Source organism: Intestinibaculum porci (genome assembly GCF_003925875.1).
In the GTDB taxonomy this organism is placed as follows: Bacteria; Bacillota_I; Bacilli_A; order Erysipelotrichales; family Coprobacillaceae; genus Intestinibaculum; species Intestinibaculum porci.
The window spans coordinates 1044857-1059784 of sequence record NZ_AP019309.1 but is presented as its reverse complement, the minus strand read 5'-3'; the positions used below and the strand labels follow the sequence as shown (position 1 = coordinate 1059784).

Genomic DNA, 14928 nt, shown 5'->3' with positions numbered 1-14928 from the left:
CTTTTCTCCTCTCTTCAGGCCATTTTGGAGTATAATAAAACCAAGGAGATGATCATCATGAGATCAAAAAACCTCACCTTACCCTGCGAATCATGCGGGCAGCTGAATGCTTTCCCCCACCCTTATATTGTCAATGTGGCGAAAGAACCCGCTTTAAAGCAGGCCATTATGAACGATGATATATTTAAATATGAATGTGCTTTTTGCCATCATGTCACGTATTACTATCACTCGCTCATCTACTTTGATCCCCAGCATAAACTATTCATTTGTTACTGCGAAAACCAGGAAGAATTCAGTCATCTGATGGCCCTGCAGTTTTTAGGAGATCACCTGCGCGATTATATTATTCGATACTGTGATAACTATTTTGCTTTTAAAGAGAAGATTCAGATCTTTGATCACCAGCGCGATGATCGTCTGATCGCCATTTATAAAGACATGCTGCTCAATGAGTTTAAAAAGACGTATCCTGATTGCGGCCGCGCTCTCGCCTACTATGACTCAAGCAGCCAGGAATCAATCGTCGTCATCTCTGATCATTATGGCGTCAAATGTTACAGCTTTTCAGAAAGCTGGTATCAGAGTCATGCCGCCAATGCGATGTTAACCCATGTTTTACATTATGATACATCCCCGTTTGTCGATGAGCATTATGTCAAACAGCTCTACAGCTTAAATATTCCCATCATTTTAGTGCGCGTGATGGTCATGGGGCAAATGATCGACTATGTCGTCAATGCGAATGATCATGTGCATGTCGGTGATCATGTTGAAGTCACCTGTCATGGTGAAAAAGCCATCGGTACGATCAGCACGATTCATACTAAGGAAGTGCGTGATGTCCCCCATGGCACTAAGTTTATTCAAAAAGTGATTCCTTTCGTACCGCCTTATGAGCGTGCTGCTCAGGTTGCGGTCGAACATGCCCTGACCGATATTCATGGGGATCACCAGACAATGCAGGTGGGCGCTTTCTTTCAGCTCTTAGAAAATTGCATCGTATACTTGCCTTTAAAAGATAAAGATGGTTTGCTGATGCCAGAAACAATGGAGGATCGCGCTGATGCTTTATCGTTTATCCCGATCTTTACCAATCATGACGAAATTATTTCTTTCTATGATGAACATTATACGATTGCGAAAATGCCGTTCTTTGATCTGATGCATCAGCAGCTTTTACCTGTTGATGGCTATTTGCTGAATCCTTTTTCAACAGAGCTATTTCCTATTGATACCCATTTGTTATCACTGCTTGACGCTTATCATCAAAACACTTTGGTTAATTAAAAAACACCTCTTAAAATTGAGGTGTTTTTACATGTCTTTTACCAGTGACATGGTTTAAAGTAATTTTAAAGATATTCTTCTTTTCGGCCAGATCATCATTAACCAGTGATCCTTCAAACCCATAATGGGTAAGAATCAGATCCATCGCATGATGAAACTCCTCATTGCAAAGTACGCAGGTACCAGTACCAGTGACGCTTTCATAAGAACAGCTCATCGCCGTTTCCGGATATTCATAATATTCATAAACGACTTCGGTACGGATTGAAACATCTGGATGCTTGCTGATAATCTCCGTTTTATCATTTTTCTTATCATCATAAAAATATAAAACAATGGTATCATCAACCATTTCACAGCCAAACAGCATTGAGAAAATAATTGGATATTTCTCATCATTGACCGCCAGATAAAGAATTTCACTGACATGCAGGGCATCATAAATCTCCCGCAAATCACGCATTTCATACTTCACAATTTCCATATTTTCACCTTTCCTTCAAGTACTGCATGACACAGTCATCAGCGTTCCCGCTCATCCCCGTAACAACTTCCATGTTATTAGAATGACAGGCAGAGCGTGAACCAGGGGTAATTGTTCCGGTAAGAACCAGATCTACTTTATACTTGTCTAAAAAGACAGCTAAAGCGCCATATTCGATCCCCTGCGTATCCACGACAGTACTTTTTAAAACTTGTTGCTCATGTATTTCATAGAGTTTAAATGCTGGGGTGGTCCCAAAATCATCAAAAACCTCTTTATTCAAATAACTGACCGCTATTTTCATGTAGTAGACATCCCTCATTCCAATCGAACGAAAATGCCCATTCACTTCCTTTCTTCATAGCTCACTACGCATGTAGTGCGACTCCCTGTCCAATTTTAAAATCAAATCACACCATAATGATTACTTTACTATTTTAAGCTTTTATGCCCTCCTTCGCAATAGTATTATGTTATCACACTGTAATATTTTATAGGGACTGATAAATATTTATCACACTATTTATGAAGAAAAGGAAGAGTCGCAGTCTCTCCCTCGCGAGTCGGCAACACTCATTTGTACAAAGAATTTTTATGTAAGGTTCTCCCCCCTCTATCTATTATTGTAACGCTTTCATAGAAAATTGTATACAAAAAATTCAATCATCAAAAAAAAGATATGCCCGAAGCATACCTTATATGAAGAAGAAACAAATGGCCAGGCAATACAGTCCGCCATAATAGAGAGCTAAAGCCGCTGCACCGATCGCTAAGCTCTTCTTTTTAAACTTAAAGATCATCAATACAAGATCAGAAATCAGATATAAAATCATCCCAATCATGATAAACAAGAAGAAACGCGTTGGTACAACCCGATAAACAAGAATGCTCTTCATGACCACTAAACCTTCTAAAAAGGCATAGACCCCAGATGGAATAAGCAGTTCGCCAAAATCAATAATGCCCTTTTTCGCGATAAAAACATAACTGATGAGAGCGATGACACTTAGCAGCAAGGAAGATAAGCCAAAATCATGATAATCGCCTAAAAAATGCAGAAAGGCCAAATCCCCAATAGAAAAAGCAATAATACCAAGCAATAAGGAATGTTTACTTTTAAAGGCTAGTATAATATCACCAAGCATAAAAGCTAAGAGTCCTGGCAGCATCAGCAGTAACGTATACATCGCATGGCGCGATATCGCCCCAACGATCGCAATCACGACAAAGCATAGAGATGATGCTGTTTTTGCATATAAATAATATTTTGTTCGGGCACTGAGCGCTAATAACAGTAAAAGTATCAAATATACAATTGTCATGATCAACATAAGATGCCCTCTCTTTCTGAATGTGCTATACTAACACGGGGGTAATAAAAATGATTAAAATGATTGCAACGGATATGGATGGAACATTCTTAGATGAAAACAAAATGTTCGACTATGAATTCCTGTCACAATTTTATAAAATGGAAGACCGCAACATCAAGTTTGTCTTAGCCAGCGGAAACCAGTATTTCCGTCTTTACGGACAGTTTATTCCGATGAGCGAAGAAATTTACTTTGTGGCGGATAATGGCAGTTACATCGCCAAAGGGCCCCGCCTGATCGCTTATGAGACCCTCTCTGATGAGCAAGTCAAAGCCGCCTTAAAAGCTTTACAAAGTCAGCCGCAGCTCTTTGTCATTATGAGCGGCCTCAAGGGCGTCCACCTATTAGAAAAAGATCGTGCTTATGCGCCCATCGCACACACTTACTATCGTAATTTGATGTTTCATGAAAACTTCGATCATGTCGATGATGAAATCATGAAGATCGCCATTTATGATCCTAACGCGGATATTCATCAGTACGAAGATGCAATTAGAAACCTGCTGCCAAGCGGTTTAACCGCAACCACCGCCGGAAATGAATGGCTTGATATTCAGAAAACCGGCGTCAATAAAGGCGCTGGGATCAGAAAACTGCAGAAACTATTAAATATCTCGCCCGATGAATGCGCGGCTTTTGGTGATGCGATGAATGATTTCACACTGCTTAACAGCGTAAAATATTCCTACGCCATGAAAAATGCCGATCCGCGCATTAAAGCGATCGCCCGTGAAACCCTGCCCTGGACGAATCAGCAGCAAGGTGTTGTCAAACAAATCCGTAAGATTTTAAACGACCAGTATTAAACTGGTCTTTTATTTGCAGATGTCATCACTATCTAACGTGATCGTCACCGGCCCATCATTAACTAAAGCGACTTTCATATCAGCGCCAAAGATTCCCGTTTCGACAGGTACCTGTTCTCTTAAGATCTCATTAAAACGATCATATAACGGTGAAGAGATCGCTGGTTTCGCCGCTTCTATAAAACTTGGACGACGGCCCTTACGACAATTGGCATAAAGGGTAAACTGAGAAATCGATAATATCGCTCCCTTTACATCTAATAAGGATAAATTCATTTTTTCCTGATCATCTTCAAAGACCCTTAAATGCACAACTTTATCCGCCATCTGTTTTAAGATCTTCTCATCATCGCCTTCTTTAAAGCCCACTAAAAGCATATAACCATGGTCAATGGCGCCATGAACTTTTCCATCAATTGTGACACTGGCATGCGATACCCGCTGTAATACAATTCTCATACGTTTCCTCACTTTTAAAAAAATGTTATAATCATCATAACACAAAATGAGGTGAAATTTCATGAAACATACAACTTTAGCCTATAATATGAGACCGATGAGTCTCGATGATATCCTTGGTCAAAAGCATCTTGTCGGCGAGCATGGCATTTTAAAACAGTTCGTCAAAAAAAGTCATCCGATGTCGATTATTCTCTATGGTCCCCCTGGCTGCGGGAAAACGACCATGGCCAAAGCCCTAGCCCATGATTTAGGTATTCCTTATCGCATTTTCAATGCGTCTACCGGTAATAAGAAGGAAATGGATATGATCATTGCCGAAGCGAAACTCAGTGATGGCCTCTTTGTCATCATCGATGAAGTCCATCGGATGAATAAAGATAAACAGGATCATTTACTGCCTCATATTGAAAGCGGCTTATTAACAGTGGCTGGCTGTACCACCGCTAATCCTTATCATTCCATCAATCCTGCGATTCGTTCCCGCTGCGAGATTTTACAGGTCAATCCCCTTTCCAAAGAGGATGTGATCACTGGTTTAAAGATTGCAGCTGGCAGTGAAAAAGGATTCAATAATGCCTATAAGATCGATGAAGATGTCTATGAAAAGATTGCATCGCTATCAGCGGGTGATATCCGCTATGCCTATAACACATTAGAATTAACATCGATTGTCAGTGAAGATGACCATCTGACAATGGATGATCTCGAAAGAGCGATGCCGCAGGCCAATGTCCGCTTTGATAAAGATGAGGATAACTATTATGATACCCTCTCTGGTTTACAGAAATCCATTCGCGGCAGTGATGTCAATGGTGCTCTCTATTACTTTGCGAAGCTGATCGACGCCGGCGATATCGAATCTTTAGAAAGACGCGTTATTACCTGCGCGTATGAAGATATCGGTTTAGCCAATCCGAATGCCTGCATGCGTACCGTCATGGCCTTTCAGGCTGCCAAAACGATCGGTTTCCCAGAAGCCCGCATTCCTTTAGCGAGTGTTATTATCGATCTCGCTTTATCTCCTAAATCTAAAAGCTCTGAACAAGCGATTGATAATGCTTTAGCGAGCGTCCGCGCTAAACCGCATCGTGCTCCGCGTTATTTAGCATTAACGCCTGTCGGCTTAGAAGAAGATGAAAAATATGATTATGAACGTCATGATCTTTGGGAATACATCCAGTACTTACCAGATGAAGTCGCCCATGAACAGTTCTATATTCCCTGGCTTTCTTCCCGTTATGAAAAAGCTTTAACAGATAACTATCAGCGCATTCTCAAACACGGCCGTACCAATAATCTCAAAGAGCTGAAGCGACGCAAGAAAAAATGATTTTGTGATGCATTTTATCAGCCTATTTTAAAAGCAGCCATGAAGCGTGGCTACTTTTTCTTTATCTTATTAAAATCAGGATCTTCATAGGTCTTATTGGTTTTATAGATTTTCGCAAAACCGACAATCAAACCTGCAAAGAAAAAAATCTGTACAGCCCAGAACATCACCGTATTATGAAAGACCTGTGCTTCCGTAAAATAGAGAATACTACTGACAATCAGAACAGCCCCGATGATGCCCAAAGCCTGGCCGATGCCTTCGGCATAATGATCACGGTTTTTCACGGGAATATGGGCGTACTGTTTTTCTTTATAAAAAGCTTTAAGATTATGGAAAGTGATCAGCTGATGTGAGGTTCTCACTAAATAAAGACCAACCAATACCATAATCAGATCGACGAAGCTATCCATGAATCAACATCTCCTTCTATCATGTTTAAGGTCTGATCAAAATGATCTAATAAGACATCATACCAGTGCACATTCATCTGGTGATTAAACCAAGTATACTGTCTTTTCGCATACTGGCGAGAATGGATCTTAATCTGTTCAATAACTGTTTTGCGCTCACATGCTCCTTTAAAATAAGGGAACCACTCCTTATAACCAATACCGCGCATAGACTGTAAATGATCATGCGCGCCTTGCGCTATCAGTTTATTGACTTCCTGCTCTAAACCCATGTCCATCATGAGATCGACACGTTTGTTAATGCGCTCTACTAAGACATCGCGAGGAAGCGTTAAGCCAATCAGATAAGCATCATAAATCATTTGGTGATTTTGTTTTTCTTCAATCTCACTTTTACGATGACCCGTTGTTTCATAGATTTCAATCGCCCGCAAAACGCGACGGCGATTATTCGGATGAATGTTGCGAGTGGCACCCGGATCAATCTCCTGTAAATGTGCATAAAGCTGCGCATTTGTATAATCCTGATATTTTTGCGCCATCGCCTGAGGATTGGTGATGCTCTTTTCGAAAGTATAATCATAAAGGGCGGCTTTAATATATAATCCCGTGCCGCCGACAATAATCGGCATTTTGCCGCGCGCATGAATATCATCAATGAGACGACGGACATCCTGCTGGAAATCACTGACGCTATACTCTTCAAAAGGCGTGCGAATATCAATGAGATGATGAACAACCCCATCCATTTCTTCTCTTGTCACCTTGGCGGTTCCAATATCCATCCCCTGATATATTTGCATAGAGTCGCCAGAAATGACTTCTCCATGATATTTTTTGGCGAGCTCAACGCCGCATTTGGTTTTCCCAACCGCCGTTGGCCCGACAATAACGATGACTTTCTGCATAGTCTCTATCCTTTCTTAAATAATTGCATAAGTTCATAATTGCTTTTAAAAATAATGACCTGCCGTTTATTAAGATCCCGATAGGGATCGCTGCAACGCATCAGTTCATCCACTAAGCTTTGCATTTCATACTGACTTAAATGAGTGTTATAAGCAAGCTTCTGATGCTTGGCAAGCGATAACAGCGCCTGATCACGCAAAGCAATCAGATCTGGATCATCCTGGGTAATTAAAACCTGTATCATATCTTCAATAAAAGCCTGCTCATCCACATCATCCATCCATAGCGGCAGAGCGCGGACACAATACGTATTTTTGGAAATCGGCTGTAAATCAATGCCTAAAGAAAGCAAATCGTCTTTCTTCTCTTCTAAAAGCAAATACTCACTTGCTGGCAATTCAAACATTAATGGCACAATCAGATCTTGCATAGCCGGTTTCATTTGGGCGAGATCCTCTTTATATTTTTCATAAGCAATATTATCCATCGCTCGTTTCTGATCAATCAGATAGATTCCTTTTTCATTTTCTCCGACAATATAACTGCCTTGCAGCTGCGCTTTGACATAGATCTTTTCCTTCATCGGTTTAAGGACTTTCTTTTCTTCCTGATGGGTAGGCTGAGGCGGCATTTGATAAACCGGAGCCTCTTCTTTGACCTTGATATTGGGAACTTGCTTTTCTTCATAAGCAGTCTCAGGTTTCTTGATCAGACTTGGCGTTTCCTCTGCTTCCGGCAGTTTGAAATGCAGCTGCGTCGCCACTTCTTTCGGCGCAAAAGAGACTTTTGGCGACGCTGCTTCTAACGGCGCTTCTTCTCTTTGCGGGGCTAAGACTTCATTAAAGCCTTCCGTAATCATTTCCTTTAACAAGGATTCCTTCGAAAAGCGCACTTCTAATTTAGCGGGATGAACATTCACATCGACCAAATAAGGATCTACTTCAATATTAATGACGGTGATCGGATAGCGTTTGTTCATCAAATAAGCACGATAGACTTCATTGATAGCATCAATGGATTTTTTGTTTTTGACATAGCGATGATTGACTAAAGTAATAATATGATTTTTCGAAGCGCGGGAAATGGTTTCATCGGACGTATAGCCGGTGATCGTAAATTCCTCATTTCCAAAATCGCATTTCTTCATATGTTTTGCAATATTAAGCCCATAAATCGTCGCAATCACTTCTAACAGCTTCCCTTGACCATTCGTCGCATAAATCATTTTACCATTATGCGTGAGCGAAAAAGCAATCTCTGGATGCGCTAAAGATAAGCGCTCGATATAGGTATAAATGGCCGCAAACTCGGTATTGACACTCTTCATATATTTGAGTCTGGCTGGCACATTTTGGAAAATTTTTTCAACAGTAATACGGGTTCCTTTATTTAAAGCACAGCTTTCAACGCTTTTTTTCACACCAAATTCATAAATGACGCGGGTCCCTTTTTCATCCCCCACGCTGGTCTCTAAAGTAAACAGTGAAATAGACGCAATGGAAGGAATCGCTTCACCACGGAAACCTAACGTTGTAATGTTAAAGAGATCATGGTCATCGGTAATTTTACTTGTCGCATGACGGGCAAAACACATTTGCGCATCATCTTTGTCCATGCCGATGCCATTATCCGTAATACGCATGAGCACACTGCCGCCTTCAATCACTTCGACATCAATTTTCGTCGCCTGGGCATCAATGGCATTTTCGACGCATTCCTTAATGACATTGGCAGGGCGTTCAATGACTTCCCCAGCGGCTATTTTATTGGCTGTATTGGTATCTAACTGGTGAATTTTTGCCATAGGCCCTCCTTATTCTGGTAATAATTTTTTGAGTTCAATTAATGTTGATAAAGCGTCGATTGGTGAAAGCTGCATCGGATCAATGGCTGCTAAAGCCTTTTCCACTTCACTTTCTTTTTGCACAACAACTGTTTGCTTTTTCACCTGATGGAGTGTCTCACTCACTTGGGAGTTATTGAGTAATGACTGTAAAATCACATTAGCGCTATTAATCACTTCATCTGGCAGCTTCGCTAATTTTGCGACGTTGATCCCATAAGATTCCCCCGTTGCTCCAGCTTGAATCTTATAGAGGAACTTGATCGTATCATGGGAAACATCGGCACTGGCATGAACATTTTTTACCCCTTCATTTTCATTCATTAAGGTTAATTCATGATAATGGGTTGAAAAAAGCGTTAAAGCATGAATATGATGAGCAATGTATTCAATAATCCCCTGGGCTAATGCCATCCCATCATAAGTGGCTGTGCCACGGCCAATTTCATCAAAGATAATCAGAGAATTTTCAGTTGCATAACGCAAAGCATTATTAGCTTCTAACATTTCCACCATGAAAGTTGACTGCCCAGAAACCAAATCATCCGATGCGCCAATGCGGGTAAAGATCTGATCAAAGATTGGCAAATTTGCTTTTTTTGCTGGGACAAAGGACCCAATCTGGGCCATAATAGCCGTTAAAACAACCTGTCTCATATAAGTGGATTTCCCTCCCATATTAGGACCGGTGATTAACATAATGTTCGCCTTCGCATCTAAATGACAGTCATTGGCAATATAATTCTGGCGAGAAATGACTTCCTCGACAACGGGATGACGGCCATCGACGATATCAATACGATGATCATCATTGAAAGTCGGACGCATATAGCCATTTTTTGCGGCTAAAGCAGCTAACGCAGTATAACAGTCTAAACGCGCGACCACTTTCGCGACATCCTGCATCTGATGAACATAACCCTTAATATACTGACGCACTTGTGAGAAAATCTCATATTCTAATGAGACAATGCGATCCTGAGCTGAAAGAATTTTATCTTCCATCTCCTTTAACTCGGGAGTAATAAAACGTTCAGCGTTGGATAGAGACTGCTTACGGGTATACTGGAATTCATCTTTAACCATATTGAGCTGACTTTTCGTAATTTCAATATAGTAACCAAAGACCCTATTATAACCAATCTTCAATTTAGAAATACCCGTACGCTCTTTTTCTTTTTCTTCAAATTCCGTCAGCCATTTCTGACCATTGGCTTTGAGATCACGATATTCATCTAATTCCGCCGAATAACCTTGTTTAATAATATTCCCTTCCTTAATAACTAATGGCGGGTTATCGATAATGGCATCGTCAATAATTTGCGTAATCGGTGATAAATCAACAAGCTGCTCAGCGAGCTGATTAAGGACGGGATCATTAAGCGCATAAAGCTGATGACGAATCTCAGGAATAATCTTTAACGATGAGGCAATCCATTTGAGATCACGCGCATTGACATTGCCAAAAGCAATCCGGGAGGCGAGTTTCTCTAAATCATACACTTCTTTGATCATATTGATTATGGTTTCTCGTTCAATAAAGTTATTGACGAAGATCTCAACCATATCTAAACGCTGCATAATCTGTTTTTGATCAAGTAATGGATTTTCAATCCAGTTTTTTAACATGCGCCCGCCCATGGCACTATGCGTATGATCTAATAACCATAACAGAGAACCATATTTATCACCGCTTAAAGACTTTGTTAATTCTAATGATTTTTTCGTCGAGGGATCCATTGTCACATAGTCACTCTGCCGCACTTCGGCAAGCGGCTGAATATAGTCTAAGTCACGCTTTTGCGTCTCTAACATATAATTCAATAAATTCACCGCCACTTTGATTTCTTTTAAATCATTGACCTCTTCAAAAAGTTTCTTATAGCGATCACTCATATGCTCATTATCATAATGCGTAACCATTAATGAATCATCTGCGAAATCATCATTAACGACTAATTCCTTAAGATCTAAGGTGCGGATCTGGTTGCGTAAAACACGTTCATCTTTTTCAAGATTCATGCAATAAAATTCACCGGTTGAAATATCGGCATACGCTAATGTATAACAAAAATCAAAGATTCCTAAAGCACCAATAAAATGATTGACTTTTTCATTAAGCTTTAAATCCATAATCGTCCCTGGCGTGACAATCTGAACGACGCCGCGTTCAACTAAGCCTTTCGCCTGTTTCGGATCTTCTAACTGTTCCACGATCACGACTTTGTGGCCCTTCTTCACTAAGTCTTCAATATACGTCGTCGCGGAATGAAAAGGAACACCACACATAGGCACGCGCTCCTTGACTCCCGCATTTTTACCCGTCAAGGCGAGATTAAGCTCTTTTGATGCCGTAATCGCATCATCAAAGAACATTTCATAAAAATCTCCTAACCGATAAAAGACAATGGCATCCTGATAATCCTTTTTTAATTCAAGATATTTTGTCATCATGGGTGAGTATTTTTCTTTTTTCTTAGCCATATGTGTTTTCCTCCTATGCCGACCTATTATAGCACAAAAAGCGAAAAAAAGGGGCAAAACCCCTTTTGTCGATTTATTGATTCTGATTTGGTGTTGAGTCTTTTAATAAGACGTCATGAGCGCCGCCTTCCACAATTGAAGTGGCAGATACTAAAGTAATCTTCGCTTTCTTCTGTAATTCTTTAATTGTTAAAGCACCACAGTTACACATTGTATGTTTCATCTTGCTTAATGATAAAGCTACGTTATCTTTTAAAGAGCCGGCATAAGGTACATAAGAGTCAACCCCTTCTACAAAGGATAACTTCTTATCGCCGCCTAAGTCATAACGCTGCCAGTTACGAGCACGGGCACTACCTTCGCCCCAGTATTCTTTCATATACTGACCATTAACCATAACTTTATTAGTTGGTGATTCATCAAAACGTGAGAAATAACGACCTAACATGATGAAATCTGACCCCATCGCTAACGCTAATGTCATATGATAATCGTAAACGATGCCGCCATCTGAACAGATTGGAACATAGATACCGGTTTCTTCAAAATACTTATCTCTTTCTTTAGCCACGTCAATAGTAGCGGTCGCCTGACCACGGCCAATCCCTTTGGTTTCACGCGTGATACAAATAGAACCGCCGCCGATCCCGATCTTGACGAAGTCTGCCCCAGCTTCCGCTAAGAAACGGAAACCTTCACCGTCAACAACGTTACCAGCACCGACTTTTACACGATCACCATAATGTTCACGAATCCATGCTAAAGTCATACGCTGCCATTCTGAATAACCTTCTGATGAGTCGATACATAAGATATCAACGCCGGCTTCAACTAACGCTGGCACACGCTCAGCATAGTCACGGGTATTGATCCCAGCCCCAACGATATAACGTTTCTTTTCATCTAATAATTCATTAGGGTTATTTTTCTTTGATTCATAGTCTTTTCTGAAAACAAAATATAATAATCTCTGGTTTTCATCAACGATTGGTAAAGCGTTCAGCTTATGATCCCAGATAATATCATTGGCTTCTTTTAAGGTAACATCTTTAGGTGCTGTAATTAACCGATCAAAAGGGGTCATAAAATCAACAACTTTTTCATCACGAGACATACGTGAGATACGATAATCACGACCTGTGACAATCCCAATTAATTTACCATTAGGAGTTCCGTCTTCAGTAACAGCCATTGTCGAATGACCGGTTTTTTCTTTTAATGCTAAAACATCCGCTAAGGTATCATTTGCACTTAAGTTAGAATCACTGGTTACAAAACCGGCTTTATAGTTCTTTACGCGTCTTACCATAGCCGCCTGTGATTCAATGCTCTGCGATCCATAAATGAATGAGACACCGCCTTCTTTAGCGAGGGCAACAGCCATACGGTCATCAGATACAGCCTGCATCACTGCTGATACAAGAGGAATGTTTAAAGATAATGCTGGTTCTTCACCTTTTTTGAATTTCACCAAAGGTGTTTTTAAACTCACATTTGACGGAATACATTCTGCACTAGAGTATCCTGGTACAAGTAAGTATTCACTAAAAGTATGAGATGGTTCATCATAATAGTATGCCATGTTTGTTCTCCTTTAAATAAATTTAATCCATTATATAAATTTATCTCAGCATCGTCAACATATTTTCAAGAACTCTCAAAATCACGCATAAAAGGGCGACAAGTGTCGCCCTAATCAGTACTATTTAATCCTTCATTAAGTAAACTTTCGACATTTACCAGCAAATCATTGACTTCTTCTTTTAAAGCCATGTAATTGACCACTAAAGGATTTTCATAAAACTGCTTTTTTAATCTCGCATAATCCTGTTCTAACGAAAGATCTAGCTGATCTTTCGCCTTTAAAGCAATTAACTGCTTCTGCATCGCTTTCAGCTCTTCCTCAGCCTTAGCGAGCTCAGGATGTTTTTTAAGCGCTGCTTCATAGCGCTGATATTCCTGAATCACTGGCTCCTTGCGTAAATAGGCATTGAGCGCTAACGCAGCCTCCTTACTCGTCAACTTCTTCACCATCTAATGACCAGGTACGAATTTCATTGATTTTCACATTGACGATCTGGCCGATATGATCAGGGTTCCCTTTAAAGTTCACGACTTTATTGGTTTCGGTATAACCAGCTAAGGTATCAGGATTCTTACGGCTCGGACCATCAACTAAGACTTTCTGAATTGTCCCTAAATATTTTTCATTAGCCTTATGCGCATAGTAATTCACCTTTTCATTTAAGCGCTGAAGACGTTCTTCCTTTTCTTTCATCGGAATATTGTCTTCCATCTTCGCGGCTGGAGTGCCGGCTCTTGGCGAATAAACAAAGGTATAAGCTAAGTCATACTGACAGTGATCAAAAAGGGATAAGGTTTCTTCAAACTGCTCTTCCGTTTCATTTGGGAAACCAACAATGATATCGGTCGTCACGGCCACATTAGGAATAATTTCCTTGATCTTATCAAATAAAGCCAAATAAGACTCACGCGTATACTGACGTCCCATCAGCTTTAAGACTTCTGAAGAGCCTGACTGCGCTGGTAAATGAATGTATGGCATAATATTGTCATACTGCGCAATCACCTTTAACATTTCTTCACTGAAATCCCATGGATGTGAAGTCATAAAACGAATTCTTGGAATGCCTGTCTTCGCTACTTCCGCTAATAAGGTGGCAAAGTCATAACCTAAATCTAAATCCTTACCATAGCTATTGACATTCTGACCAAGTAAATTCACTTCCAGATAGCCATGATCTTTTAAGTCATTCACTTCCGCCAAAACATCTTCCATTAAACGAGAACGTTCCTTCCCGCGGGTATAAGGAACAATACAGTAAGTGCAGAATTTATTGCAGCCATACATAATATTGACCCAGGCCTTTTTATCTTTAGCACGATGACTTGGCAAGTTTTCAATAACATCGCCTTCTTTAGACCAAACTTCGGTAACAGTTTCCTTTTCTAACATTGCGGCTTTTAAAAGCTGCGGCAGACGATGAATATTATGCGTACCGAAAATCAAATCGACCTGTGGCATCTTCTGACGAATGCGGTTAACCACCACTTCTTCCTGAGCCATACAGCCGCAGACGCCAAAAATCAGATCCGGTTTCTGTCTTTTCACATTCTTTAAGTAACCAATCCGGCCAAAGACTTTTTCTTCAGCGTTTTCACGTACCGCGCAGGTATTGAGTAAAACGACATCGGCATCTTTAATATCATCATCGGGCTGATAACCCATCATTTCAAGAATACCGGCTAAGGTTTCACTATCACGTTCATTGGCCTGACAGCCATAGGTTTTAATATAATATGTCTTTCCCTTACCAATCCCGACCATATCAGGAGGAATTTCAAACGCATTATCAAGATGGTGGACATCTTCTTTAAAACGTTTACGGGCATCTTTAAGAGAAGGACCTTTAAAGTATTCACTATAATCTTTTTTCATAACTTCCTCACTTTCGTCATGCTATTATATCAAATTATAACGATAAAACAAACAAAAAGATGAGCTGGGCTCAT

Annotated in this window: 14 protein-coding genes; 3 read left to right on the top strand and 11 right to left on the bottom strand. The window is 40.3% G+C overall.

Translation table 11 applies throughout. The features are described from left to right. The first annotated feature begins 57 nt into the window (after positions 1–57). Positions 58–1290 carry a CpXC domain-containing protein gene (locus SG0102_RS05170; protein ID WP_162300183.1) on the top strand — a complete coding sequence of 411 codons (1233 nt, stop codon included), beginning with the start codon at positions 58–60 and terminating at the stop codon, positions 1288–1290. Between the two features lie 10 nt (positions 1291–1300). Here the strand turns inward: SG0102_RS05170 and SG0102_RS05165 are convergent, their stop codons facing one another. From SG0102_RS05165 to SG0102_RS05155, 3 genes are all read right to left on the bottom strand, one after another. After that, positions 1301–1774: a pyridoxamine 5'-phosphate oxidase family protein gene (locus SG0102_RS05165; protein WP_125118972.1), complete on the bottom strand. Its 474-nt coding sequence runs from the start codon at positions 1772–1774 to the stop codon at positions 1301–1303. 4 nt (positions 1775–1778) lie between these two features. Continuing rightward, positions 1779–2078, bottom strand: a complete 300-nt coding sequence (locus SG0102_RS05160) for a NifB/NifX family molybdenum-iron cluster-binding protein (RefSeq protein WP_157982980.1) — start codon at positions 2076–2078, stop codon at positions 1779–1781. Between the two features lie 391 nt (positions 2079–2469). Further along, a complete protein-coding gene (locus SG0102_RS05155; protein WP_125118970.1) occupies positions 2470–3105 on the bottom strand; it encodes a lysoplasmalogenase family protein in 636 nt (211 codons plus the stop codon). Positions 3106–3155: 50 nt separating this feature from the next. Here SG0102_RS05155 and SG0102_RS05150 point away from each other — a divergent pair, with 50 nt between their 5' ends. Beyond that, positions 3156–3953: a Cof-type HAD-IIB family hydrolase gene (locus SG0102_RS05150; RefSeq protein WP_125118969.1), complete on the top strand. Its 798-nt coding sequence runs from the start codon at positions 3156–3158 to the stop codon at positions 3951–3953. A gap of 9 nt (positions 3954–3962) precedes the next feature. Here SG0102_RS05150 and dtd read toward each other — a convergent pair whose 3' ends face one another. Next, the gene (dtd, locus tag SG0102_RS05145) at positions 3963–4412 is read right to left on the bottom strand and encodes a D-aminoacyl-tRNA deacylase (protein WP_125118968.1); all 450 of its coding nucleotides are present in this window, start codon (positions 4410–4412) and stop codon (positions 3963–3965) included. A gap of 61 nt (positions 4413–4473) precedes the next feature. On the opposite strand from dtd, the gene SG0102_RS05140 reads away from it, so the two are divergent. After that, a complete protein-coding gene (locus SG0102_RS05140; RefSeq protein ID WP_125118967.1) occupies positions 4474–5745 on the top strand; it encodes a replication-associated recombination protein A in 1272 nt (423 codons plus the stop codon). Positions 5746–5795: 50 nt separating this feature from the next. On the opposite strand, the gene SG0102_RS05135 is transcribed toward SG0102_RS05140, so the two are convergent. The 7 genes from SG0102_RS05135 to miaB form a co-directional block, all read right to left on the bottom strand. Beyond that, positions 5796–6158 carry a hypothetical protein gene (locus SG0102_RS05135; protein WP_125118966.1) on the bottom strand — a complete coding sequence of 121 codons (363 nt, stop codon included), beginning with the start codon at positions 6156–6158 and terminating at the stop codon, positions 5796–5798. Continuing rightward, on the bottom strand, positions 6137–7066 hold the full coding sequence (miaA, locus tag SG0102_RS05130; protein ID WP_125118965.1) for a tRNA (adenosine(37)-N6)-dimethylallyltransferase MiaA: 930 nt from the start codon (positions 7064–7066) through the stop codon (positions 6137–6139). Before miaA ends, SG0102_RS05135 begins: the two co-directional genes overlap by 22 nt. Positions 7067–7071: 5 nt before the next feature. Then, positions 7072–8871: a DNA mismatch repair endonuclease MutL gene (mutL, locus tag SG0102_RS05125; RefSeq protein WP_125118964.1), complete on the bottom strand. Its 1800-nt coding sequence runs from the start codon at positions 8869–8871 to the stop codon at positions 7072–7074. Between the two features lie 9 nt (positions 8872–8880). Continuing rightward, entirely contained in the window at positions 8881–11394 is a 2514-nt protein-coding gene (mutS, locus tag SG0102_RS05120; RefSeq protein WP_125118963.1) for a DNA mismatch repair protein MutS, read from the bottom strand. Positions 11395–11467: 73 nt separating this feature from the next. Then, positions 11468–12976: an IMP dehydrogenase gene (locus SG0102_RS05115; RefSeq protein WP_125118962.1), complete on the bottom strand. Its 1509-nt coding sequence runs from the start codon at positions 12974–12976 to the stop codon at positions 11468–11470. Between the two features lie 110 nt (positions 12977–13086). Continuing rightward, complete coding sequence (locus tag SG0102_RS05110; protein ID WP_125118961.1) at positions 13087–13428, bottom strand: YlbF family regulator; 342 nt, start codon at positions 13426–13428, stop codon at positions 13087–13089. After that, positions 13406–14854: a tRNA (N6-isopentenyl adenosine(37)-C2)-methylthiotransferase MiaB gene (miaB, locus tag SG0102_RS05105; RefSeq protein ID WP_125118960.1), complete on the bottom strand. Its 1449-nt coding sequence runs from the start codon at positions 14852–14854 to the stop codon at positions 13406–13408. The genes SG0102_RS05110 and miaB overlap by 23 nt, the downstream gene beginning before the upstream one ends. Positions 14855–14928: the final 74 nt, after the last annotated feature.

Excerpts from the sequence above, each read along its gene's own strand:
- SG0102_RS05165 (WP_125118972.1), bottom strand. The coding sequence starts at position 1,774 with ATGGAAATTGTGAAGTATGAAATGCGTGATTTGCGGGAGATTTATGAT.
- mutS (WP_125118963.1), bottom strand. The coding sequence starts at position 11,394 with ATGGCTAAGAAAAAAGAAAAATACTCACCCATGATGACAAAATATCTT.
- SG0102_RS05150 (WP_125118969.1), top strand. The coding sequence starts at position 3,156 with ATGATTAAAATGATTGCAACGGATATGGATGGAACATTCTTAGATGAA.
- SG0102_RS05135 (WP_125118966.1), bottom strand. The coding sequence starts at position 6,158 with ATGGATAGCTTCGTCGATCTGATTATGGTATTGGTTGGTCTTTATTTA.
- SG0102_RS05110 (WP_125118961.1), bottom strand. The coding sequence starts at position 13,428 with ATGGTGAAGAAGTTGACGAGTAAGGAGGCTGCGTTAGCGCTCAATGCC.
- SG0102_RS05115 (WP_125118962.1), bottom strand. The coding sequence starts at position 12,976 with ATGGCATACTATTATGATGAACCATCTCATACTTTTAGTGAATACTTA.
- dtd (WP_125118968.1), bottom strand. The coding sequence starts at position 4,412 with ATGAGAATTGTATTACAGCGGGTATCGCATGCCAGTGTCACAATTGAT.
- SG0102_RS05155 (WP_125118970.1), bottom strand. The coding sequence starts at position 3,105 with ATGTTGATCATGACAATTGTATATTTGATACTTTTACTGTTATTAGCG.
- miaB (WP_125118960.1), bottom strand. The coding sequence starts at position 14,854 with ATGAAAAAAGATTATAGTGAATACTTTAAAGGTCCTTCTCTTAAAGAT.
- SG0102_RS05140 (WP_125118967.1), top strand. The coding sequence starts at position 4,474 with ATGAAACATACAACTTTAGCCTATAATATGAGACCGATGAGTCTCGAT.
- miaA (WP_125118965.1), bottom strand. The coding sequence starts at position 7,066 with ATGCAGAAAGTCATCGTTATTGTCGGGCCAACGGCGGTTGGGAAAACC.
- SG0102_RS05160 (WP_157982980.1), bottom strand. The coding sequence starts at position 2,078 with ATGAAAATAGCGGTCAGTTATTTGAATAAAGAGGTTTTTGATGATTTT.
- mutL (WP_125118964.1), bottom strand. The coding sequence starts at position 8,871 with ATGGCAAAAATTCACCAGTTAGATACCAATACAGCCAATAAAATAGCC.
- SG0102_RS05170 (WP_162300183.1), top strand. The coding sequence starts at position 58 with ATGAGATCAAAAAACCTCACCTTACCCTGCGAATCATGCGGGCAGCTG.